The organism is Acetobacter pasteurianus, from assembly GCF_009914215.2.
Lineage (GTDB): Bacteria > Pseudomonadota > Alphaproteobacteria > Acetobacterales > Acetobacteraceae > Acetobacter > Acetobacter pasteurianus.
The window spans coordinates 135110-158499 of sequence record NZ_CP039846.2; the positions used below are offsets into that span (position 1 = coordinate 135110).

Here is a 23390-nt window from a genome sequence, read left to right on the forward strand (position 1 = left end):
GAGTAAAAAACTTACCCCGCAGGTATCTGTTTTTCTATTCTGGACACATATCGTCCCGCTGCGGAAAAAGCTTTGCCAGTTCAGACACCACATCTGGCGTGATTTCCGCACAAAATGGCACTTCTGCCAGAATGCGCACCTTGCCTTTTTGCGCGATTGTCTCACGGTTTTCCGCATTCAGTGGGCCACTTAGCACCACGCCAGCCACAGCAATTTGCCGTGCACGCAAAGCTTCCAAGCTCAACAAGGTATGGTTAAGCGTGCCCAAGCTGCTGCGTGCTACCAGCACTACTGGCAGCCCCCAGCGTTGGGCCAGATCAATCATCATCAGGTCTGGCGTTGCAGGCACCATCAGACCGCCTGCGCCTTCTACAACCAGCGGCTTATCTGCTTCACCCTGTGGTAACACCAGTTGGGCTGGATCAATCTGCACACCTTCTGCACGCGCTGCGGCATCAGGAGAAAGAGGCGCAAGAAAAGCCCCCGCGGGTTTGAAGCAAAGCGGATCTCCCGCAAGGAGCTTAACCGTAGGGGTATCTCCTTCCTCATCCGCCAGACCACTTTGCAGGGGCTTCCAGTAAGCCCCCTGCCAGCGCCGCACCAAACAGGCAGAAACCAGCGTTTTGCCAATACCGGTATCGGTGCCCGTTACAAACACCCCTTTCCGCGGCGGCTTGCGGAAACAGGCATAGCCCACACGCCAGGTAATGGCGCATCCTGCCTGCTGAAACCGCAATGCAACGTGCCGTAATTGAACGGCTGATAACGGCACAGATCCTTCACGCGGGGTAGATGCGCCTGTGGCTTTCAGGTGCCTTACAAAATCCAGCCCATCTGCAAAAGCCTGCACAATATCCTGCTCTGCCCAACCACCAGAAAACGCAGACGGGCGCCAATTCTGTGCATTGGCTAACTGTGGATAAACCGGAGTTGCTGCTCGCTGCCCTTCTTGCGCACAGGCCTGCTGCCATTCAGCAAATGTGCCGTCCAACAATGTAGAAACCGCAAGCACACCACCCGGAGCCAGAATCTCTGCAAGAGTGTGCAAAGCCTTTGCGGGTTCTGGCAGCCATTGCATAATCAGATTGCCACAAATTAGATCAAACGGGCCGTTCACATCTGGCGTGGCCGCATTCATCTGATGGTAGGAAACACTTTCTCCTAACCGGCTTTTGGCCCGCACCAGCATATTGGGCGCAAAATCCGTTGCCAGAATGTCTGCATCTGGCCAGCAAGCGCGCAGATGTTCTGTTAGCAACCCTGTACCGCAGCCAATTTCCAAAATACGCAGGGGCTTTTTGCCTGCCATGCAGGTGTGTATGCGCTGGAACAGTTCACGCGCTGCCACACGCTGCACCGTGGCAGCTTGATCATACTTTTCGGCAGCATCAAAACTTTGGCAAATACGCGCAGCGCGGGTGGAGTTTCTCATAGTTGTTGTTCCATCCTGTTGCGCAACGTCTTCAAAAACCGGGCACATTCAACCGGATGCGTTTGAGGTAACAGATGCGCTCCGTTTTCCACCCATTTGATATGTGCCGGAGCAGGAAAAGAGGCGTCGGTCATACTGGGTGAGGCAATTTCATCCTGCCGCCCTGCCAATACTTCCAATAGGCCAGTTGGCAAATCAGCCCGCACATCTTCTGTGCGCAGAATATCCAGCCCACGTGTGAGTTCTTCTGGCTGGCAACATGCAGCAGAAACAGGCGATGCGCCACAGCGCTGGCGAAAATCATTTACCACCGCAACGGGTTCTCGTCCCAAGCCGCGTATCATGCGTTGCACAATGCGCGGCGCCACACCTTCAGGAAAGCCTTCTCGGCTGGCAAAGCAGGCAAATGTGTTAATCCCTGCAAACTGGCTCCCTGCTGGCAAAATGCCCTGCCTGCGTTGCATCATCAGCCACATGAACCCGAGGGAATGGCCAATCCCCAGTATGGGTTGCTGCTTTTGGCGCACCTCATCCAGTGTGAGTGTTTTTAATACACCACTGACCTCTGGCTTTAAAAAACCGAGGTCCAACGTTACTGCATCTGCCCAGTTCAGTTGCGCAAGCACGGGTTGCCAGAACTCCGGCCCAAACGCCCAGCCGTGTACAAGCACGGGTAAAAGCCGCGCCATTACGCCAACCCTTTTCTGGCGCGTATGAACGTATCAACCAGCGCTTCCATTTGCGCCCATGTATGGTTGGCATGAAAAACCACCCGCAAACGGCAGCCGCCCGGTGGCACCGTGGGGGGGCGAATAGCCACGGCCAGAAAACCAGCCTCTTGCATTTTCTGGGCCAGAGTGCGCGCCTGTGCCTCCTGCCCTACCAGAATAGGCACAATCTGGGTGCTGGATGGCCCGGTATCCTGCCCCGCATCGTGCATTTTTTGGCGAAAGCTGGTGGCAAGTGCAGCAACATGAGCACGCTGGGCATCCATTTGCGGCAGCAGATCAAGCGCGGCATCAACAGCCCCCAGCACCAAAGGAGAAGGCGCTGTGGAATAGATAAAGCCAGAAGCCGCGTTATCCAGCCATCTGCATAGCCCCTCGGAGGCAGCAATAAATGCCCCCATACTGCCTAGGGCCTTGCTGAATGTGCCAATCACCACATCGGCCAGCCCGTTTGCCAAACCGGCACCTTCTGGCCCCAATATGCCGGTTGCGTGGGCTTCATCCACACACAGCAGAGCATCATGTTTTTGGGCGACCTCATGCAGTGCCGCAATATCCGCCACATCGCCATCCATGCTGAACACGCTTTCTGTCAGCACAATACGCAGGCCTGCGCCTTCAGTTTTTTGAAGCAGGCTTTCAAGATGCGCCACATCATTATGGCGGAACCGAATCGGGCGTATACCAGCCGCTGCACAACCATGATACAGGCTGGCATGGATAAGCTTATCCGCCAGAATAACGGCGGGTGCCCCACATACCTGCGCAGAAAGCCGTGCCAAAGCCGGTACCAAGGAAGCATTGGCCTGCCAGCCGGAAGAAAACAAACGTGCCGCCTGCATGTGCTTTAGCCGCGCCACACGCTTTTCCAGCACACAGGCTTGGGAAGATGTGCCCGTAACCAACCGGGAGGCACCGCTGCCGCTACCTTCCGCCTGCGCCCAAGAACACGCGCGCTCACGCAACAAGGGATGCATGCGCAGGCCTAGATAATCGTTAGACGAAAAATCTGTGACCACAACGCCATCTGAACGTGTAAGCAGCGCACCCCCGGCATATTGCCACTGCTGACAGGTGCGCAAACGCCCCTGAGCAGACATATCCGCCAGCGCCTTCTGGAAAAGATTATCAAACCGCGTCATGTAACATGTGGTGCCGCAGCCTGAAGGGCGGGTCAATCATCTATGGGGAAACATTCCATGACAGAAGCTTCCGGCTCATCTCTATCTTCCATGCCGGAATGGTACACGCAGGGCCTGCCCCATATCTGGCTACCTTATAGCCAGATGAAAACAGCCTCTGCGCCACTTGCCGCAGCACACACACACAACACGCGCATTACCCTAACCGATGGCCGGGAACTGGTGGATGGCGTGGCCGCCTGGTGGACAGCTTGCCACGGCTATAATCACCCCCACATTCGCCAGGCTGTATGCCAGCAGATGGAAACCATGCCGCATGTGATGTTTGGCGGCATGGTGCACGAACCCGCCCTGCGGCTAGCCAACAGACTATGTGCCATGCTGCCGGGAGATCTGGAACGGGTGTTTTTTACGGATTCAGGATCGGTTTCTGTGGAAGTAGCCATGAAAATGGCCATTCAGTACCGCCTGAACAAAGGGCAGACCAAACGCACCAAGATGCTCGCGTTCCGTGGCGGCTATCATGGAGACACACTGGCCACGATGTCTGTTTGTGACCCGGAAGAAGGCATGCACCACCTCTATGGCTCTGCCCTGATGGAGCATGTGATCTCCCCTCTACCGGTAGATGAAGCCAACACCGCTGTATTTCTGGATCTGCTGGCCAAACACGCGCACGAACTTGCCGCCATTATCACCGAGCCTTTGGTGCAGGGTGCTGGCGGCATGTTGTTTCATTCTCCGCAAACACTGCGCACCTTGCGCAAAGCTGCGGATGACCACGATGTGCTGCTGATTTTAGATGAAATCTTTACCGGCTTTGGCCGCACCGGCACCATGTTTGCCTGCCAACAAGCTGGTATTGTGCCCGACATTATCACGCTTTCAAAAGCACTTACGGGCGGCACCATGGCCCTTGCCGCTACAGTGGCGCGACGGCATGTGTTTGAGGCTTTTCTTTCTGACAACCCCGAACACGCGCTGATGCACGGCCCCACCTTTATGGCAAACCCACTGGCCTGCGCCTGCGCCAATGCTTCGCTCGATCTGTTTGAAACCGAGCCCCGCCTTCAGCAAGTGCAAGACATCAACACGTTTCTAACCGAAGCGCTGGAACCCTGCCGCACGCTACCCGGCGTAAAGGATGTGCGCACACTTGGGGCTATTGGCGTTGTGGAACTGGAAAAGATCAATAACCCGGATGCATTGCGGCAGCGCTTTATTGCCGAAGGCGTATGGATACGTCCCTTCCGCAATATTGTTTACCTAACACCTGCCTTTACCATTGAAAAACAGGATTTACGCAAACTAACGGACGCCATTTATAAAGTATTGTCCTGAAAAACCGTAAGGTCAGGAAGATGAAGGCGCTGTGTGCATCCATGCCGCCGCAGCGTGTTCATCTTCTTCTCGCGCATCCACCCATGCAGTATGGCCGTTGGCGAATTCTTCTTTTTTCCAGAAAGGCGCGCCGGTTTTAAGCCGATCGATCAAAAACGATGTGGCCGAAAGTGCAGCCCCCCGATGGGCCGCAGCAGCGCCCACCAGCACAATAGGTGCGCCAACCTCTAACCTGCCAACCCTGTGTATGAGCGTACATCCAAGCAGATTGAAGCGCTGCATAGCTTCCTGTGCAAGCTGATGAAGGATTGTTTCCGTCATGCCCGGATAATGTTCCAGCGTCAGGCTCAGCAAACCATCACCACCACGCACCTGCCCTATAAACAGGCCCATACCGCCAACCTGTTCGGAAAGGCTGGAAAGACGTGCGGTTTCAGCTCCTGTATCAAAAGCTGCCTGCTGCACCAAAACACGAACAGACATGCGTCTCAGCCGCCTGTCATGGGGGGGAAAAACGCAAGCTCATCACCCGGTTTCACACAGGTATCAAACCCGCCCAGCTTTTGGTTGATGGCAACCCGGATACGCGGTGTGGCGGCAAACACCTCATCCAACTTTGCATCATGCTGGCGCAGTTCCTGCAGCAAGGTTGCGACAGGCACAGTATTGGATGGCAGAATAACCTGTTGGCTTTCGCGCCCCAGTTGCTCACGCAGGGCGGCAAAATAAAGAATATTTACGGTGCCTGTCATGGCCTGCCTGCCGTGGTTTGAGTTTTCAGCCGATTCATCTGCCACACTTAAACAGCGTAAGCCTTAATGATGTACGGTGGAACGGTTATCCTTGATGGTGCTAACGGAACCATCTGGCTGGATCAAGGTAATGGTACCATCATCATTCGGAATCTCGATGGGAGCACCTACACCCCGATGCGCCCCGTATTTGCTGGAAACATCCGGTTCTGCATCGGGCAGTTTGCCCGCTGTACCACCCCCAACAACGCCGTGGCGAATATCTTCTTTTTCGCCAATGCTCATTTCCTCACCATCAGGCAATTGCGGGCCTGATGTAGCTTCTCCACCCAATACAGTGCCGCTTCGATCTTTTTCAACATCTTCCAGCGTAGGCAATGGCGTTGGTGGGCCGGGCCACATATTGCCACCTTCTGGCAGAATGGGAACATCTACAGCAGACTGCCCCCTGATACGCCGCATGTTGAGGTCTTCCCCCGATGGGGCATTGGGGTTTTCACCTGGAAGCGTTGCTGTATCCGATACAAACTTGTCAAAGCCTGCACATCCGCTCACGATCATACATAAACCTAGAAGAGCGGCTTTCCGCATGCCTTGACTCCGCAATCATCATCTTTCAACAGCAGGCGAATCATTCCCTGCCTGCGATTGCGGCCCTTTAGAACCGCACCTCATGCTAAATAACGGTTTATCCACCAGACACAAGGCGATGCAGCAAAATGAAGTTATTTTTCCGGAATAGATGCAGCACATTACTAAAATAGTAACGAAGTTTTTTACATTTCAACATGACGCAGGCCGGTTGTTAAATAATCCCAGCCGGTTATCAATGTAAGCACCGCAGAAATCCAAAGTAATACAGCACCAATAAGCGCAACGGGCAGCCACGGCATACCCAGTAAAGCGCCCGTGCCATCGCCTGCCAGCAAAAAACCAATGGCTGTCATCTGGAAGCCGGTTTTCCATTTTGCCAAACGGGTTACGGGCAAGCGTGCACGCCGTTCCGCCAGATATTCCCGCATGCCGGAAACCAGAATTTCACGGCATAGAATAATAATGGCAGGCCACAAACCCTGATAAGGCAGACGCGCAAAGCCAGCCAGCACCATCAGACAGGCCCCAACCAGCAGCTTATCTGCGATGGAATCAAACATGCGCCCGAAATCTGACATCTGATGGCGTGAGCGTGCCAGCTTGCCATCAAAATAATCGGTTATTCCCGCCAGAATGAACAGCAGACACGCAAGGGCATCTGTACGCGGGCTTCCCCATGCAGCCAGAGTGACCACAATGGGTATGGCTACAATACGCGAGATTGTCAGGACATTCGGCAGATCTGTCAGCATTACGGAATATAGTAACCTATTTCCTGCACTGCTGGAATGGCTTATGCCATCGCAAAGGTGTCAGATATCCAGAATTCTTGCGCAATGCTCATATGCTTATGGTCATCCCGGCGTCCAGTCCGGGTGAAAATGGCCGTAAATGGCGCGCGCTGTTTCTCGGCTAATGCCGGGGGCGGCTTCCAGCTCTGCCAAACCGGCCTGCTTGATGGCGCGAGCTGAACCAAATGTGTTCAGCAACAGCTTCTTACGCGCCGGCCCAATACCGGGCACATCATCCAGTTCCGACTTCACCAGTGTTTTAGATCTGCCAGACCTGTGGGTGGTAATGGCAAACCGGTGTGCCTCATCACGCAGCCGTTGGAGATAGTACAGTACGGGGTCTCGCAAATCGAGCTGGAAGGGTTCCTTGTCCTCTGTGTAAAACCATTCCTTCCCGGCATCACGGTCTGGCCCCTTGGCAATACCCACAAGCTTTACGCCGGTTACGCCCAGATCATCCAGCACACTGCGCACGGCGGAATATTGCCCTGCGCCGCCATCAATCAGCAATACATCAGGCCAGTTGGAGGTATCTCCCTCCTCCGCCTCTTTTAAGGCGCGGCCAAAGCGACGCTCTAGCACTTCGCGCATCATGCCAAAGTCATCTCCCGGCGTAACGGGGCCTTTGATTTTGAATTTGCGATACGCCTTGCGGTTAAAGCCCTCCGGGCCGCCCACAATCATCACACCATAGGCGTGTGAGCCCTGAATATGGCTGTTATCATACACTTCTATGCGTTCGGGCGGCGCATCCAGCCCCAGAACATCTGCCACGCCTTGCAGCAATTTGGCCTGCCCTGCGGTTTCTGCCAGCTTGCGGCTTAACGCATCCCGCGCGTTGGTTACGGCATGATCAAGCACCTGCTTTTTCTCGCCCCGTTGCGGAGCAAGAATTTCTACCTTGCGACCTCGCCGGAGAGATAAAGCCTCCGTCAGCAGCAAAGATTCCGGCAATTCATAATTCACCAAAATCTGGGCAGGGCATGGTTTGTCATCATAAAACTGCGCGATAAAGGCAGAAAGCACATCTGCGGGCGTGGCATCCTGCGTATGGGCCGGGAAGAACGAGCGGCTGCCATTATTACGCCCACCACGAATGAAAAAGACCTGAATACAGGCGTGCCCGGCCTCCTGCCACAGTGCCAGCACATCTGCATCCTGTAGGGATGCCGGGTTGATTACGCTGGATTCCTGCATCTGTGCCAGCGCACGAATACGATCCCGCAGCACGGCCGCACGCTCAAAATCCAGCGCTTCCGCAGCAGCATTCATTTCCTGCCCCAAGGTTTCGCGCAGCGCCGTATCCTTGCCAGACAGGAACTCCCGCGCCTGCTCTACCAGTTGCCCGTAGGATTCCTGATCTATCCGGTCCACACATGGGCCAGAGCAGCGTTTGATTTGATAAAGCAGGCAAGGACGTGTGCGTGAATTAAAAACCGCATCTGTGCAGGAGCGCAGCAGAAAAACACGTTGGATCAGGTTGAGCGTCTGGTTAACAGCCCAAGCCGAAGCAAACGGCCCCCAGAGGCTGGACCCTTTAACGGCCTTACCACGGTGCTTGGCAATTTGCGGGAACGCATGTGCATCTGTCAGCATCAGCCACGGGTAGCTTTTGTCATCCCGCAGCAGGATGTTGAAGCGCGGCTTCATGCGCTTGATGTAGTTGGCCTCCAGCAGCAGCGCTTCAGCTTCCGTGTGGGTGGTCACAATTTCCATTGCCACCGTTTCGGAAACCATGCGCCGCAGCCGTTCGGGCAGGCGGTTAATATGGGTGTACGATGTTACCCGCTTTTTAAGTGCTAACGCCTTACCAACGTACAGCACCTCTCCCTTAGCCCCGAGCATACGATACACGCCGGGCGAAAGCGGCATGGTTTTAAGCGCATGCCGAATGGCCTCCACCCCTTTTACGGCAGGGGTTGCCTGTTCCTGCGCCACAGGCAGGGTATCTGAAGGGGTAGAATCAGCTGTCATCATACGCTCTTGGTCGAAAGGGAAATTTCATCCACCGTTTTTGTGGATAACTCTGTGGAACAGCTGGGGCTGACTCATCATAAACCGCAGAAAGTCAGCCCTTTCAACAGATTGCACAGTTTTTGGTCATTCCCGCCAACTCACTGATTTCAAAAGATTTAATGTGTTGCGGTTTTTTGACACCCTGTGGTTTTTGAACTTTTTGTTGAAAATACGCGATGTCAAGACAGGAAGTGGACAATTTTTGCAGTTTTTTGTTCTCATGCAATCCTGCTTTGTTCTGCCACCTGTTCCGCCTTTTCCAACACGCGCAGAAAGTTTTCTCCCCAGAAAGCCGCAATTTCACTTTTATCATATCCACGGCGCATCAACTCGGCAGTGATGTTCACGCCCTGTGTGGCGTTCTGCCAATCTTCCAGCGCCCCACCACCATCAAAATCTGAGGAAATACCTACGTATTCTGGCCCCAACCTGCGCACAACGTAATCAATATGGTCCACCAGATCGGCTACAAAACCCTGCCGTTTGCCTTCCTCCGGCTTGGGCTTCAAAAACGCAGGCATGGCCGTAATCTGGATAACACCGCCACTTTCCTTCAGCGCATCCAACTGCTCATCATCCAGATTGCGCGGGTGATCACAAAGCGTGCGCACGCAGGAATGACTGGCCACAATAGGTGTGGCAGAAACCTGCACAGCCTGAAGCATGGTTTGTTTGGAGGAATGAGATACATCCACCACAATGCCAAGGCGGTTCATTTCGGCAATCGCTTCACGCCCAAGAGCGGAAAGACCGTGATGACGCTGTGGTGCATCCCCAAGACTGGGGCGATGGATGGCCGCATCTGCCAGCGCATTATGGCCATTATGAGTTAGGGTGACATACCGCGCACCCTTGGCCCGAAACTGCTTGAGCAATGCGGGATCATCCCCCATGCCGTAGCCATTTTCCACTGCCGGAACAACAACCAGCACGCCTTCCTCAAACGCAGCGCGCATATCCGCCACAGTGGAGCATACACGTGCGCTGATACCATTATGGGTGCCCTGCATGCGGCCTATGGCATCCAGCATAGCCAAGCACTGCTGCTGCGCCTGTGTGTGCCCTTCCCGGTCTATGGCGGCCTGGGCGATATATGCCACAAAGCACCCGGCAGACATGCCGCCCTGCTGCATTTTGGGCAGATCCACCCGTCTGTCTGCCGTATCCTCAAACGCATCATTCCGGTCGGGCCACGGAATATCGATATGGCTATCCAGAGTGAACAAGGCACGATGCAGCGCAACTGCATCCGGAGAAACGGAAGAAGGTTGGGTTGTCATGATTTAGAAAATGGCCCTGTTACATGAAATTACAAGGGAACAGCCTGGTTCCACCTACCCCACTTATGCGCCTGTTTTTGCTTGCCCTGCAAACCGCAATCCGTCATGCCACGGCGCATGCGATTAGTAACATGGAACATCAATTCCCTCCGCCTGCGCCTGCCTCTGCTTGAAAAGCTGGTGCGGCATCTTGCCCCAGATGTTATGTGCCTACAGGAAACCAAGGTGCCGGATCCTTTGTTTCCCGAAGATGGCGTAAAGGCTCTGGGTTTTGAGCACCTGCATTACCGGGGCATGAAAGGCTATAATGGCGTGGCTATTCTTTCTCGCCATCCGTTAAAGCCTGTCACGCAAACGCCGGTATGGTACGGCAAGGAAGATTGCCGCCACGTGGCCGCCACCGTATGCGCGCCAGAAGGCGAAGTGGAACTGCACGATTTTTACATTCCCGCAGGTGGGGATGAACCAGACCCGGAAATCAACCCCAAATTTGCTCACAAACTGGCGTTTGTTGAGGAAGTAACCGAGTGGTTTCAGTCTCGCCCGCTCAACCGCACGGTGCTGGTGGGGGACTTCAACATTGCGCCACTTGAGCACGATGTATGGAGCCACAAGCAACTTCTTAAAATTGTCAGCCACACCCCGCCGGAAACAGAGCGCCTAAACCGCTGGTTGCAAACCGGCTTTGTAGACGCCATGCGCCATTTTGTACCAGCGGATGAAAAACTTTATACATGGTGGTCTTACCGTAACCGGGACTGGAAAAAATCCAACCGTGGCCGCAGGCTGGACCATGTCTGGATGACGCCCGACCTTCTGCCCAACCTACACGGCATGACGGTTGTGCGTGAAGCGCGAGATTGGGAAAGCCCCTCCGACCATGTGCCAGTCGTGGTGGATTTCAGCCTTTCAGACTAACGCACGGTTTGAGGCGCTCTTTTTGTAAGCGCCTCAAATATCCGCCTGAATGCTTAGTAACGATACTGCCACAGCAGCCCCACGCTGCTCCCCGGATCATTTTCCGGGGTGGTAAAGCCGGTGACGGTACCGCCTGTGCCCACCGTTGTGTTCAGCTTCAGGTGCTTTGTCAGGTCAACCTGCACCTGCGCCTGCGTGCCAGAACCAGATGTAGCCTGCTTGGCGCCTACGTAAACGCCTTTCATCACATATTTGCCAGCCTCAACACTGGTGCCACCATTCCCTACGCCAGAGCCGCCGCCAATGGCCAAGCGGTCCAGATGCAGGGTTTTGCGGATGGTACCCATGGGGTCAAACGGCGTAAGCCCTGTAAGCGTGGCCAGTGCCGTGCCCAGTTCCACCATCTGCGTGGAGGAAAGAGAGTGCGCATCTGTTCCAAACAACAGCATGGCCAGAACCTGATCCTGCGGCAGGGGTGGCATGGATTCAAACGTAATCTTGGGCGCGCTGGCATAACCGCCCACCTTGAGCATGGCCGTTTGGCCCTGCACGGCACGGTCGGCCTCAAAGTCTAACGTAGGGTCCATTTTGTGGCCAACGCCAGAGCCATTAAAGGCCACCCGACCTTTGGTGAAGTTGAGCGAAATACCGGCCAGATCAAAGTTGCCGCGCTTGAGATCAAACCCGCCGCTCATCAACGGCGCCTGTGTGGTGCCGCCAACTTTCAGCCTACCGGCCATTTCAGCATCCAAACCATGCCCGCGCACAAAAAATTTGCCCGGTGATGTGACATTGAGATTCAACCCGATAACAGCAGACTTTGTACTTTCTGCCTTGGCTGCTTCCGCCTGCTTTTGCTCATCACCGGGGCGCACAACATCCAACCGTGCCACAGAAGATGGCAAGGAATTGGGAATATTGATTTCCACACGCCGCAAATCCACCGTGCCATCAACATCCATGCGGGTTTGCACCTGCCCTTTTACGGCAATATCTGCGTTCATCACCGCGGTTAGCAGGTCACTGGAAATGGGCCGGGCATCATGGGCCTGCAAGTGAATATCCAGCGGCATGCCGGGGGAGCCAATGCCCACAAACCCGGTTACGCCCAAGCTGCCATCACCCGCCTTGGCCGTAAGGTTCTGGATAACAACCTTATCGTTCTCTCCCACCACACGGCCATTGATATTGGCCAGATGGAAGCCTTGGGCAAAATCCTGCACATCGGCATCACGCAGATCAACTGTGCCAGTTACGCGGGGGGAGGACATGGTGCCCGCAACCAGCAGCGCCATCTGGGCCTGCCCCATGGCCTGCCGCGCCTGCGCACCCAGAATGCCATTGGCAATGCTTAAATCCAGATTGCCATTCACGCGCAAATTCATCGGACCGGTTTTGTTCAGCGGGGCTGTACCTGCTACGTTCATGCTCAACTTGGGGCCAGCGCCCGCGGCAACCTGCACCTTGGCAGAACTTCCTGCCAGATTGGCTGCGGCATCCAGATGCAATGGCGGAATGGAAGCTGCGGCAGAACTGCCAGCCATGCGCAAATCTCGCCCGGTCAGCTTCACCTGCCCTTGGGGTGCATTTAATGTTCCCGCCACCTTGGCCTGAACGGAAACCGTGCCAGATGCCTTAAAATCTGGCGCAAACGGATGCGCCAGTGCGGGCGTTAAATTGCGAATGTCCGCCGTAACGGCCAAAGAGGGCTTGATCTTGCCTGCAACATCAATGGTAGCGGGTTGGCTGCCTGCGGTTACCAACGTGGCCCGCAGCCGATCAACCCCCATCGTATCCCCGAACGAGACCAGCGCTGGAGCCAAAAGACGCAGTGTTTCCTGCTTGGCGGTAGCATTCAGCCGCTGCACTTTCACCTGTTTGGCAGGCAGGTTTAACAGGGCTGCGGTATCCAGCATCAAGGGGCTGCCAGACCAGCTTGCTGGGCCCACCTGCGCGGTAAGCGCCATAGCGTTATCCGGCCCCTTGGCACTCAGGCGCGCCTGCCCGGTTACGCCAGAAGCAGAAAGACCACCCAGTTTAAGTGTAAGATCAGCATTGGGGTGAGCTGCCGGATCTTTTACCGTGCCTGCCAGAGCCAGAGAGCCAATTTTCACACTGGGCATGGCCACGTTGCCATCCAGCTTAAGGGCAACCTGAGGTTTATCCGCCACCTGCGTGGTTTTAACAGAAGCCGCCAGCGCGCCAGAAATAGCCTGCCCAATAAGCGGGCGAAAATCTGCCAAGCGCCCAACCTTCAGGTCCAACGTGCCCAGCGGCACCACCTCACCTGTGGGGAGAGAAAGCTGCCCCTGCCCGGCTACGCTGTTCCAGGACAGTTTGCGAATATCAACTTGCCTGTCACCCTGTGCGCTTTGGGCCAAAGCCACATCCAGCAACAATGGTGCGCGGTTAAGCGTGCCATGTGCCTGCACCGTACCTTCTGGCGCAGTGGGCAAGTGCTGCACATTGGCATCCAACTCTATCGGCCCGCGCGGCATGGTGGCGGTGCCGGGGTCTCCCTTCGCATGGAGTGTGGCTGTAAAATCCTGCATCGGGCCTTTGGCCTGCAAGGCGAGTGTGAGCGCACCACGCAGAGAAGGTAATGCCCGCGCCAGATCTGTCAGCCCCAGATCAAACGCCAGATCCATATCCCGGCCTGTATTTACCTGCCCGCCACCTTTAAGGTTCAGGGCACGGCCATCTACTGTCAGACTTTGCAGGTCAATCTGCTTGGCTGCTGGCAGTTTATCCTGCGCAGCCAAGGGCCGCATGGTGGCCGTAAGGGCAAACTTGCCATCCGCCCCTATCAATCCGGCTGCCTGGGGCTGTCCACCCGTAATGGCCAGCGTGCCATCTGCTGTAAGGTGTGTGTCTCCCACCGGCTTTGCGGGAAGGTCAAACTGCGCGTTCATGCCCGCACTGCCGCGCAAAGGCGTGCCGGCCATTTCACCAAACGGTAGCAAATCTGGCAGCTTTAACGCCACCGTGCCGCGCTGCGGAGCTGCAGATTGCACATTGCCAGAAAGATTCAGCAAAGGGTGAGAAAGCGTAAAGGCCAGCGGCTTGCCGGGTTTTTGTGGCTCCAATTGCGCATCAAGCTGCAACGGGGCAGAAGCCAGCAGCGTAGGTGCCTTGCCCGGCAGGCGCACGCCATCTGCCGTTGCTACCACATGCAGCAAATTGGCCATATCGGCACTGCCGTTCTCACCCGAGAACTGAACTTTCAGCGTACCCACGCCAGCGCCAGATGCAGCAAGCTGATCTACCTGCACCTGCGCCGTGCCCAGCGGTGCGGCCATTTTACCGTGAAGCTGCGCCCCTAAATGAATACCGCCCCATGCCAGATCAGGCGAAAGGGACATGGCTGGCGCATCTACCTCAGCATTCAAATTGCCCAGCTTTTCGGCCAGCAGGTCCAGCACGCCATCTGCATGAGCTTTTATATCCCCGGCAGAAGCGGCAAAGCCCAGTACAGCGGCAGATGGTGGACCATTGATATCCAGCTTGAGCGCCAGTGGCACCAGTTGCGGCATTTTCAGGCGTGTGGCTGCAAAACCATCCGTGCCCTCGCTGGCATCCAGATGCAGGCCCAGCTTGCCTTTGTTGGTCGTAGTTGCCAGATCAATCTGTCCAGCGGCATCCAGCCTTTTCAGGTGCAGGGCAATATCTGCCCCCGGCAGAGACGGCAGACTGAGCCCGTTGATAACCGGATCAATGTTTGAAATTCTGCCCCGCCCGGCCAGAGCAAAACTGGCGGGAGAACCCGCAAGTGCCGCCCCCACATTAATACGCCCCACCGCAAGTTTGCGAATATCCACACCCAGATGCAGCGCAGAAGGCGAACTTTTGGAAGGTGTCGCGGGCTTGGCTGGGTCAGACACAGGTAGACGCGGAATATCCAGTTCATCTGCCGTAACGGCGTAAATACGGGCTGTGCGGCCAATTATAGCCAAAGGTGACCAGTTAAGCGCCACGTTATGCAGCGTAAGCCAAGCGCCCTGCTTATCGCGAATTTCCAGCGTATCCAGCCGGAAGTTATCTGGAAAGCGCCCAGACATACCCGAAAGCCCGATCATTCCACCCGTAAGGGAGGATGTCTGATGCATAAGCATTTTGCGGCCCGGCCCGGTATTGGCCCCCACTAGCAAAACAGCCACGGCAAGGCCGGTTATACCAACCAGAGAACCACCAGTTATAAGGGCAATGCGCCCCACACGCCGCCAGAGCGGGCGGGCAGGTTTATCCGGTGTGCGCGGCAGAATGGGTTCTGGCGTATCGGCCATTAGAATGTCTCCCCAAGGCCGATATACAGGTCCCACTTATCACCACGTGGGGCGCGGTTAAGGGGGACGGCAACATCCAGCCGAATGGGGCCAATGGGCGTATAATAACGCACGCCCCCACCAGCACCCACGCGCAGCTTGCCGGTAAATGGCAAACTGCTGCTACCAACCTGACCGGCATCTATAAACCCGGCCATACCCACATTACCGATAATTCTTTGGCGGAATTCGGCGCTCCCTGCATCCAGAGAAGTTCCGCCAATGGCATAGCGCGTATTTTTATACTGTGGCCCCACGCCCTGCCAGCGGAAGCCTCGCACCGTGGAGCTACCCCCTGCATACAAGCGCTGATCTGGCGGAATATCCCACGTGCTGGCGCCCTGAATACTGCCAACCATGCCGCGGAAAGCCAGAACACTGTTGCCCGGCTTGCTGATGCCAAGGTGGTGCAGGTCAAAATAGGTCGAGGCCGTGCCGTTCAGGATGGCAAAAAACGAGGTGCCACTGCCCTTGTTCCCCAAGGAAACAGAAGGCGTAATGCTCATGCTGGCACGTACGCCGTGCGTTGCAGGTTCAATAGGGTTCCCCACGCCGGTGTTATCAAACATGACAGAAAGCGGGGCAGAAATAATGGTGTAATCACGCGTTACATCAAACTGTTCGATCTTTTCCTGCTCGGCCATCAATCCAAAGCTGCCGTTCCAGTTTTTTGCCAACGGGCGCGTAATACCGCCACGGATCAAAAACGCCGTTTGCCGGTAGGACCAGAACAACTGCCGCAGCCCTTCAATACGCGCACTCAAATTCTGGTTGCGTTCCAGAAAATCGGGTTTGAAAAAATCTGCATACACATCATACCCCAAACCCTGCTGGGCAGAGCCGCCAAGGCCGGTAATCAGTGCGGTAAGGCGCAGGCGCTCTGCATTGCCCAACAGGTTATAATGTGTCCATGACCCACCAGCACGGGCACCCAAATCTGTGGAATAACCACCTTCTGCCCCTACAGAGTGGCGCTTGGCTTCCTTAAAGCTGAAATCAAGCGGCATGGTGCCATCCACTGCGTAGGTGGAGGCATCCTGCACCGTTACGTTGGAAAACACTCCAACGGAGGCCAGATCCTGCCGTGCATTTTCAATTTTAGAGGGCTGATAAAGCTGCCCTTCCTGCACCGTCATACGGCGGCGCACAAACTTTTCATGCACCTGCTTCAGGCCGGTTGTGTCTATCTTGCCAATATTCAGCACCGGCCCTGGCGTTACGGGGTAGGTAATGTTCAGCGTATGTGTGGTGGGTTCCAGATAGGCTTTGGGTTTTTCTACCGTGGCGAGGGCATGCCCATCCTCACGCAAGGCGTCCATCAGATTGCTGCCACCATCCAGCACCGTTTTGGCAACCGCAGGCTGGCCCGACGCAAGGCCAAAGGCTTTTTTCTGAGCATCCGTTAAAACAGGTGGTTTGCCGGTTTTATCATCTACCAGTGTGACGGTACCCAGATGAAACAGTGGGCCTTTATCCACCTTCACCTCGGCCTGAATTTTCTCACCTGATGGTACGGATTCGATCCATTGCGAAAGAGCGGGAGACATCCCGTCCATCTTCACGGCATCTTTGCCGCCATTCCGGCTGAGGGTGATATGCACCGTGCCTGCGTAATACCCGCAGCTTTCCAGCGCGGTGCGCAAGCGGTCATATTCATTCCGCACACGCCCGGCCAATGCAAACGGCCCCACCGCATGCGTGGCTTGGAGAGACTGGAGATCGGATGAGCTTTTGATAGCCGTATCCAGATCCGCCTCCCCCGTAGGCACCAGCTTGGTGGTGTACGGCTGCGGGTCTGCCGCCCATGACCATGACAGGCAGGACGATGCGCCCCACAAGGCGGCACCAGCCAGAACACGATTCGCAGTGAGAGCAAGCCTGTTCAGCATGTTGTTCTTGCGTGTCCTCACTAAAATCTGCCTGCCACCTATTTGTCAAAGTTCTGCTTACAAACCCTTTTATGCACATACCATGACAAAAATGCGGTGCCGAAGCCGAAAACAGCTTCTGTTGCGCTTAAATTGGGAGATGGATTGTCCAGCCGGCTAAAATCGCGGTAAGAGAGCGCATGCTTTTTCATTCCATCTGCGCCGCTGCCGGGCGCGTTTGTCCGACAGAGCTGTGTCTGGCAGAAATGAAACGATGACACCACGCCCGTCTGACCAAACCCGCCCCCCTTACGCTTCCCCTAAAAAGAAGCCCCATGGCATTTCCCCTTTACCTGCGTGGGTGGAAGCCTATTTCCGCCGCACGGCAGATTTAAGGGCGGCCCTGCGCCTTGGTGCGCTGGTTGTTTGGGTGCCGCTGTCTGTGGGTTTTGAAGCCTGCCTGCTGCTTGTGCCCGGCACGCCCAAAATCCGCTGGACGCGGGTGATCTGGGGTGTGCTGTGCCGTATTATCGGGTTGCAGATCCATGTTGTGGGCCAACGCGTGGGCACGGTGGGTGGCCTAAAGGCCCGCCAGCGGGGTGAACGGCCCGTTATCTATATTTGCAACCATATGTCTTGGTTGGATGTGCCGGTGCTGGGCACCATTCTGCCTTCCGTGTTTGTGGCCAAGGGCGATATTGAAAAATGGCCCATCATGGGCTTGGTCTCCCAAATCGGGCGCACCATTTTTGTCAGCCGCCAGCGCAGCACCACCGGGCGTGAGCGGGATGAAATGATCCGCCGCATGGTGGAAGGGGATAATCTTGTCCTGTTCCCTGAAGGCACATCATCCGATGGCTCCCGCGTACTGCCGTTCATGTCCGCCTTTTTTGCCATCGCAAAATTACCGCGGCTGAAGGAAGGCATGGATAAAAGCCTTCTACCCATAACCTTCGAACCAGGCATGACGCCCCTGATCCAGCCCGTATCCCTTGTGTATGACCGGTTGGAAGACCTGCCCATTTCCCGCCTCCGCCGCCCTGTGTTTTCATGGTACGGAGATATGGACCTTGGTCCCCATGTATGGTCCTTGCTGAAGTGGAAGCGCTCCCGCGCAACCGTGTTGCTGCACGAACCGCTGGACCCAGATATGTTCCCCAGCCGCAAGGCTCTGGCACAGGCTGCATGGAAGGCTGTTTCCATAGGTGCGGCGGAACTGCGCCAAAACCGCAAGCCTACGGTTATAAAAGGCCGGTTTAACCCCGCCACCCTGCCTGCTAATTTTCTGCCGCCTTCTGTCAAGAAAGCCAAAAGGATACTTGACAGAACCGCCTCATTTTTTGCTTCAATACGTATAAGACTTTAGCCAGCAAAACAGGTGGCTGTTGCAGGCCACCAAACCCATAAGGAACATTCGGTCTGTTAAGCGCCAGAATACTTTTTGGCCGTTCTGACATCTCCACTATTCTCGCCTTGGTGAGAAAAGAGGCTTGACCTGCACGCGCTCTGGCCCGATTTCCTCCACCTGCCGCATGGAATGGGCCAGCGGCATAGCGGAGCGCCTGCCATCATGACCGGAACCCCAGCCAACACATCCCCTGCCCGTGGCCTGCACGTTATTACGTGGGGTTGCCAGATGAATGTGTATGATAGTGCACGTATGGGGGATGTTCTGCGGCCACTTGGCTATCAGCCAGTTGCCACGCCAGATACAGCAGACATGATTATCCTGAACACCTGCCACATTCGGGATAAAGCGGCAGAAAAGGTGTTTTCAGAACTCGGCCGCCTGCGCAAAATCAAGGAAGCGCGGGAAACATCCGGGCAGCACACCATTATTGCCGTAGCCGGGTGCGTGGCGCAGGCCGAGGGGCAGGAAATTCTGGCCCGCGCACCGTATGTAGATATTGTGCTGGGCCCGCAAACCTATCACCGCCTGCCAGAAATGGTGGCCCGTGCAGCCCGTGCCGGTGGCGCCGTTATTGAAACGGATTTTCCCGCAGAACAGAAATTCGATTTTCTGCCAGAAGCGGAAGCCCCTCAAACCGCAGGCAATTACACGGCTTTCCTGACCATTCAGGAAGGGTGCGATAAATTCTGCTCCTTCTGCGTGGTGCCTTATACACGTGGGGCAGAAAGCAGCCGGTCCGTGCTTTCCGTGCTGGCAGAAGCACGCCGGATGGTGGAAAGCGGCGTAAAGGATATCTGCCTGCTGGGGCAGAACGTAAACGCTTATCATGGTGAAGGGCCGGATGGCTCAACGTGGGATTTGCCAAAACTGGCCTATGAACTTGCCAAGCTGCCCGGCCTTTCGCGCATCCGTTACATGACATCCCACCCGCGGGACATGAATGATGCGCTAATTGCCGCCCACCGTGATCTGCCGCAGCTTATGCCCTTTCTGCATCTACCAGTTCAGGCAGGGTCTGACCGTATCCTGCGTGCCATGAACCGTGGCCACACGGCAGATGAGTATCGGGATATCGTGCGCCGCCTGCGTGAAGCCCGGCCAGATCTTGCGCTTTCATCCGATTTCATTGTGGGCCACCCCGGTGAAACGGATGAGGACTTTGAAGCCACCATGCAGCTTGTGCGTGATGTCGGCTTTGCTCTGGCTTATTCCTTCAAATACTCCCCGCGCCCCGGCACCCCAGCCGCAGGCGCTGGCATGCAGGTGCCAGAGGATGTGAAGGACGCTCGCTTACAAGCCTTGCAAGCCCTGCTGCGTGAACAGCAGGATGCCTTTAATGCAACACTTGTGGGCAAAACCATTCCTGTTCTGTTTACCTCAGAAGGACGGAAACCGGGGCAGATTGCCGGACGTTCTCCGTGGTTGCAGCCTGTGCATGTTTCTGGACCCAAGCATCTGATTGGCAAGGAACTGCCCGTGCGTATTGTTGAACGCCTGACCAACTCCCTGTCCGGCGTTTTAGAAGAGGAGTGTGTGTCCGCTTGAGTAGCACGCGTATTTCCGCCTCACCCCGCATGGCTGCAGAAATGCCCCATGCCTCTGCTACCCTGCAGTTTGAAGATAACACCCTTCTGGCGCGCCTTGTGGGAGACCACGACAAGCACCTGCGCTGCTTGGAAGAAGGTTTGGAAGTGGAGGTTGCCCGGCGCGGCAACCGTATTTCCATCCAAGGTGTTCCTGAACAAACGGCCCGCACACGTGCGGTACTAAGCGTGCTGTACCAAAAACTGGCAGCAGGCGAAAACGTGGATATCAGCAGCATAGAGGCCGCCATACGCATGTCCCGACCGCCCCAGAACACCACCAGCATTCTCCCCAACACCCCGCAGGCTACCCCGGAAATGGAAGGCGATCTGCCCGTTATCCGTATGCGGCATGGCAATATTGAGCCCCGCTCCCCCGGTCAGGCTGCGTATATGAAAGCGCTGGCCAAAAAGGAGCTGGTGTTTGGTATTGGCCCCGCAGGCACAGGCAAAACCTATCTGGCTGTGGCACAGGCCGTAGCCATGATGCAGGCTGGCTCCATTGATCGGATCATTCTCTCCCGCCCGGCAGTGGAAGCTGGTGAGCGCTTGGGCTTTTTGCCCGGAGATATGAAAGACAAGATCGACCCCTACCTGCGCCCGCTATACGATGCCCTTTATGATATGCTGCCGGGGGATCAGGTCGTGCGGCGCATGGCATCGGGGGATATTGAGGTGGCTCCGCTGGCCTTTATGCGCGGGCGCACGCTCTCTCATGCCTTTGTTATTCTGGATGAAGCCCAGAACACCACTATTGCGCAGATGAAGATGTTTCTGACCCGCCTTGGCCCCGGCTCCCGCATGGTGGTGACGGGGGATCTCACACAGATCGACCTGCCAGCAGGCACCACCTCCGGCCTGCGTGATGCGGTGGAAACGCTTGAAAACGTCAAGGGAATTACCATTTCCCGCTTTGATTCAACAGATGTGGTGCGGCATAAGCTAGTCGCCCGCATTATTGAAGCCTATGATGCAAAGGCGACGGCTGTAAGGGAACCCTCCCGTAGCAAGGGCCGTCAGGAGAAAAATGGAACCGCCAAGTAGCCCCGCCCATATCCCTATGCAGGATATGGATGCCCCAGAAAAAAGTCTGCCTTTTCAGGCTGTTTTTTCCGATGAGCAGAACGAAGGCCCTGAAATCCTTATCCGGGATAGGCGCTGGCGCTCTTATGTGCACAACCCAGAACAGCTGGTTTGGCGCGCCTTGGCCGCCTGTTCAGAATATGGCGGCCTGCCCGATACTGTTGTGCTTGCAACAGATCGGGAGGTGCGCGAACTGAATGGGCGCCACCGTGGCAAGCACCGCCCCACCAATGTGCTGACGTTTGAACCTCCGCCCGGCATTACTGGTGGAGACATTATTCTGGCGCTGGAAACCGTAGTGCGCGAAGCGCGCAAAGCCGGCAAACCTGTTGCAGACCATCTTGCGCATCTGGTCATTCACGGCAGCCTGCATCTGGCTGGGTATGACCACCACCACCCCGGTGAAGCGCGCGAAATGGAAATGCTGGAATCCCGCCTGCTTTCGCGGCTCAGGGTTCCCAACCCTTGGAAGCCCCGATCATGAGCGAACACGATTCCTCCTCAGACAAGCAGGAAGCCAGCAGTCGCGGCCTGTTTTCCTTTTTCCACCGCAAAAAACATCAGACAGATCTGCGCAGTTCCATCGCCGCACTTGTGCAGCAGGCTGCGGATGAACCCGAAGAATCTGCAACGGGTGAAAAACCGGAGCTAGACAGGCAGGAACGCGCGCTTATTGCCAACGTGCTACGTCTGCGCAACATCTCCGCCGATGATGTGATGGTGCCCCGCGCCGACATTGTGGCCATGCCGGTTTCCATCAGTCTGGATGAAGCGCTGGCCATGATGCGGCGGGAAAACCATTCCCGCATGCCGGTATATCGGGATCAGTTGGATGATATTGTAGGCATGATCCATGTGAAGGATCTGATTGCCTATGTTGGCACCAGCGAGGCCTTTAATCTGGAAGTGCTTTTGCGCCAACCGCTAATGATTGCGCCGCAAATTCCGGTGCTGGACCTGCTGTTGCAAATGCGCCAGCGCCAGACCCACATGGCGCTGGTGATTGATGAATACGGCGGCATTGATGGTTTGGTAACCATTGAAGATCTGATTGAAACCATTGTGGGTGACATTTCGGATGAGCATGATGAGCCCGCTATCGTCATGATCACCCCGCGCCCGGATGGATCTTTCGATATAGATGCCCGCTGCCCGATTGAAGAATTTGAAAAAGCCATCGGCCCCATTCTGACAGACAGTGAGAGAGAGGCCGAAATTGAAACCGTGGGCGGCCTTGTGTTCCGCATGGCAGGGCATGTGCCCACCCGTGGTGAAGTGCTGACGCATGAAAATGGCTATCTCTTCCGCGTGTTGGATGCAGATGCCCGGCACATCCGCCGTGTGCGCGTGCGCAAGCTGGCCGAACAGTCTGCAACACCTGCTCAGGCCGAAACATCTGCTGCTACAGATAAATCTGTGGGTTGACGGCAGAGCAAATCTGCCGTCATGCCTTTAACCGCTTACTGATTTGCACCCACCAAGGGAGACCGGATTTCCATGTCTTTCACCCGCCGTTCCATTCTCGCTGCCGGAAGTCTGGCCGTTGCCTCCACCGCCCTGCGCGGTATTTCTCTGGCGGCAGATGCCACGGATACACGCTTTACCCCGCGTGAACTGGGCAACCCGAACGCCAAGGTTGTTGTGGAAGAATGGTTCTCCCTTACCTGCATTCATTGCGCGCACTTTGCAGAAAACACCTTCCCACAGGTACAGAAAGAACTGATTGATACCGGGAAAATCCGTTACATTTTTCATGATTTCCCCACAGATCAGCTTGCAACAGTTGCCGCCATGGTGGCCCGTACCCTGCCGCCAGAACGGTATGAGCCCTTCTGTTCCTCCCTGCTTTCCAGCCTGGACCGCTGGGCCTACATCAAGGAAGGCAGCCCGAAGGATGAGCTGAAGAAAATGGCGGCCTTTGCCGGCATGCCGGGCGATACGTTTGAAAAAGCCATTGCTGACCAGCAGCTCATGCAGTTCATTCTGAACCAGCAGACGGAAGCGCAAGACAAATTCCATTTTGATTCCACCCCCACCTTCCGCTTCAATAACAAGGAGCAGGTGTCCAGCGCGCTGAGTTATGAAGACTTCACCAAATATTTGGCGAAAGCCAGCTAAGCCTACGCATG

The 23390-nt window shown here is 55.8% G+C and carries 19 protein-coding genes; 8 read left to right on the top strand and 11 right to left on the bottom strand.

The window, feature by feature from the left end; all coding sequences use genetic code 11:
* Positions 1-34 precede the first annotated feature (34 nt).
* From bioD to FCN51_RS13885, 3 genes are read right to left on the bottom strand one after another with little or no spacing between them, the layout of a single operon-like run.
* On the bottom strand, positions 35-1432 hold the full coding sequence (gene bioD, locus FCN51_RS13875; RefSeq protein ID WP_160256205.1) for a dethiobiotin synthase: 1398 nt from the start codon (positions 1430-1432) through the stop codon (positions 35-37).
* Positions 1429-2121, bottom strand: a complete 693-nt coding sequence (locus FCN51_RS13880; RefSeq protein ID WP_160256206.1) for an alpha/beta fold hydrolase — start codon at positions 2119-2121, stop codon at positions 1429-1431. Before FCN51_RS13880 ends, bioD begins: the two co-directional genes overlap by 4 nt.
* A complete protein-coding gene (locus FCN51_RS13885; protein ID WP_160256207.1) occupies positions 2121-3302 on the bottom strand; it encodes an aminotransferase class I/II-fold pyridoxal phosphate-dependent enzyme in 1182 nt (393 codons plus the stop codon). Before FCN51_RS13885 ends, FCN51_RS13880 begins: the two co-directional genes overlap by 1 nt.
* 42 nt (positions 3303-3344) lie before the next feature.
* Between FCN51_RS13885 and FCN51_RS13890 the strand changes: the two genes are divergently transcribed.
* Positions 3345-4643 carry an adenosylmethionine--8-amino-7-oxononanoate transaminase gene (locus tag FCN51_RS13890; RefSeq protein WP_160256208.1) on the top strand — a complete coding sequence of 433 codons (1299 nt, stop codon included), beginning with the start codon at positions 3345-3347 and terminating at the stop codon, positions 4641-4643.
* Positions 4644-4655: 12 nt separating this feature from the next.
* On the opposite strand, the gene FCN51_RS13895 is transcribed toward FCN51_RS13890, so the two are convergent.
* The 6 genes from FCN51_RS13895 to FCN51_RS13920 all read right to left on the bottom strand — a co-directional run bounded on the left by FCN51_RS13895 (position 4656) and on the right by FCN51_RS13920 (position 10076).
* Positions 4656-5126 (bottom strand): molybdenum cofactor biosynthesis protein MoaE, encoded by a 471-nt coding sequence (locus FCN51_RS13895; protein ID WP_160256209.1) that lies wholly within the window; start codon positions 5124-5126, stop codon positions 4656-4658.
* A 5-nt stretch (positions 5127-5131) separates the two neighbouring features.
* Positions 5132-5395, bottom strand: coding sequence for a molybdopterin converting factor subunit 1 (gene moaD, locus FCN51_RS13900; protein ID WP_160257134.1), 264 nt, complete (start codon positions 5393-5395; stop codon positions 5132-5134).
* Positions 5396-5458: 63 nt separating this feature from the next.
* The gene (locus tag FCN51_RS13905) at positions 5459-5986 is read right to left on the bottom strand and encodes a hypothetical protein (RefSeq protein ID WP_124295313.1); all 528 of its coding nucleotides are present in this window, start codon (positions 5984-5986) and stop codon (positions 5459-5461) included.
* A 185-nt stretch (positions 5987-6171) separates the two neighbouring features.
* The gene (pgsA, locus tag FCN51_RS13910) at positions 6172-6741 is read right to left on the bottom strand and encodes a CDP-diacylglycerol--glycerol-3-phosphate 3-phosphatidyltransferase (RefSeq protein WP_003623001.1); all 570 of its coding nucleotides are present in this window, start codon (positions 6739-6741) and stop codon (positions 6172-6174) included.
* Positions 6742-6843: 102 nt separating this feature from the next.
* On the bottom strand, positions 6844-8757 hold the full coding sequence (gene uvrC / locus FCN51_RS13915) for an excinuclease ABC subunit UvrC (protein ID WP_003623000.1): 1914 nt from the start codon (positions 8755-8757) through the stop codon (positions 6844-6846).
* A gap of 257 nt (positions 8758-9014) precedes the next feature.
* Positions 9015-10076 carry a dipeptidase gene (locus tag FCN51_RS13920; RefSeq protein ID WP_003628696.1) on the bottom strand — a complete coding sequence of 354 codons (1062 nt, stop codon included), beginning with the start codon at positions 10074-10076 and terminating at the stop codon, positions 9015-9017.
* A gap of 105 nt (positions 10077-10181) precedes the next feature.
* Between FCN51_RS13920 and FCN51_RS13925 the strand changes: the two genes are divergently transcribed.
* Entirely contained in the window at positions 10182-10994 is an 813-nt protein-coding gene (locus tag FCN51_RS13925; RefSeq protein WP_160256210.1) for an exodeoxyribonuclease III, read from the top strand.
* 53 nt (positions 10995-11047) lie between these two features.
* Here FCN51_RS13925 and FCN51_RS13930 read toward each other — a convergent pair whose 3' ends face one another.
* Positions 11048-15277 carry a translocation/assembly module TamB domain-containing protein gene (locus FCN51_RS13930; protein ID WP_160256211.1) on the bottom strand — a complete coding sequence of 1410 codons (4230 nt, stop codon included), beginning with the start codon at positions 15275-15277 and terminating at the stop codon, positions 11048-11050.
* Positions 15277-17205, bottom strand: coding sequence for an autotransporter assembly complex protein TamA (locus FCN51_RS13935; RefSeq protein ID WP_064776158.1), 1929 nt, complete (start codon positions 17203-17205; stop codon positions 15277-15279). Before FCN51_RS13935 ends, FCN51_RS13930 begins: the two co-directional genes overlap by 1 nt.
* Positions 17206-17458: 253 nt before the next feature.
* On the opposite strand from FCN51_RS13935, the gene FCN51_RS13940 reads away from it, so the two are divergent.
* From FCN51_RS13940 to FCN51_RS13965, 6 genes are all read left to right on the top strand, one after another.
* Positions 17459-18550 carry a lysophospholipid acyltransferase family protein gene (locus FCN51_RS13940; protein ID WP_003628690.1) on the top strand — a complete coding sequence of 364 codons (1092 nt, stop codon included), beginning with the start codon at positions 17459-17461 and terminating at the stop codon, positions 18548-18550.
* A gap of 171 nt (positions 18551-18721) precedes the next feature.
* Positions 18722-20140 carry a tRNA (N6-isopentenyl adenosine(37)-C2)-methylthiotransferase MiaB gene (miaB, locus tag FCN51_RS13945; RefSeq protein WP_160256212.1) on the top strand — a complete coding sequence of 473 codons (1419 nt, stop codon included), beginning with the start codon at positions 18722-18724 and terminating at the stop codon, positions 20138-20140.
* The gene (locus tag FCN51_RS13950; RefSeq protein WP_201762585.1) at positions 20125-21222 is read left to right on the top strand and encodes a PhoH family protein; all 1098 of its coding nucleotides are present in this window, start codon (positions 20125-20127) and stop codon (positions 21220-21222) included. Before miaB ends, FCN51_RS13950 begins: the two co-directional genes overlap by 16 nt.
* A gap of 16 nt (positions 21223-21238) precedes the next feature.
* Positions 21239-21745 (top strand): rRNA maturation RNase YbeY, encoded by a 507-nt coding sequence (gene ybeY / locus FCN51_RS13955; RefSeq protein ID WP_003622984.1) that lies wholly within the window; start codon positions 21239-21241, stop codon positions 21743-21745.
* Positions 21742-22686, top strand: coding sequence for a hemolysin family protein (locus FCN51_RS13960; protein ID WP_035365595.1), 945 nt, complete (start codon positions 21742-21744; stop codon positions 22684-22686). The genes ybeY and FCN51_RS13960 overlap by 4 nt, the downstream gene beginning before the upstream one ends.
* Before the next feature lie 72 nt (positions 22687-22758).
* Positions 22759-23379 (top strand): thioredoxin domain-containing protein, encoded by a 621-nt coding sequence (locus FCN51_RS13965; protein ID WP_160256213.1) that lies wholly within the window; start codon positions 22759-22761, stop codon positions 23377-23379.
* The last annotated feature ends 11 nt before the right edge of the window (positions 23380-23390 follow it).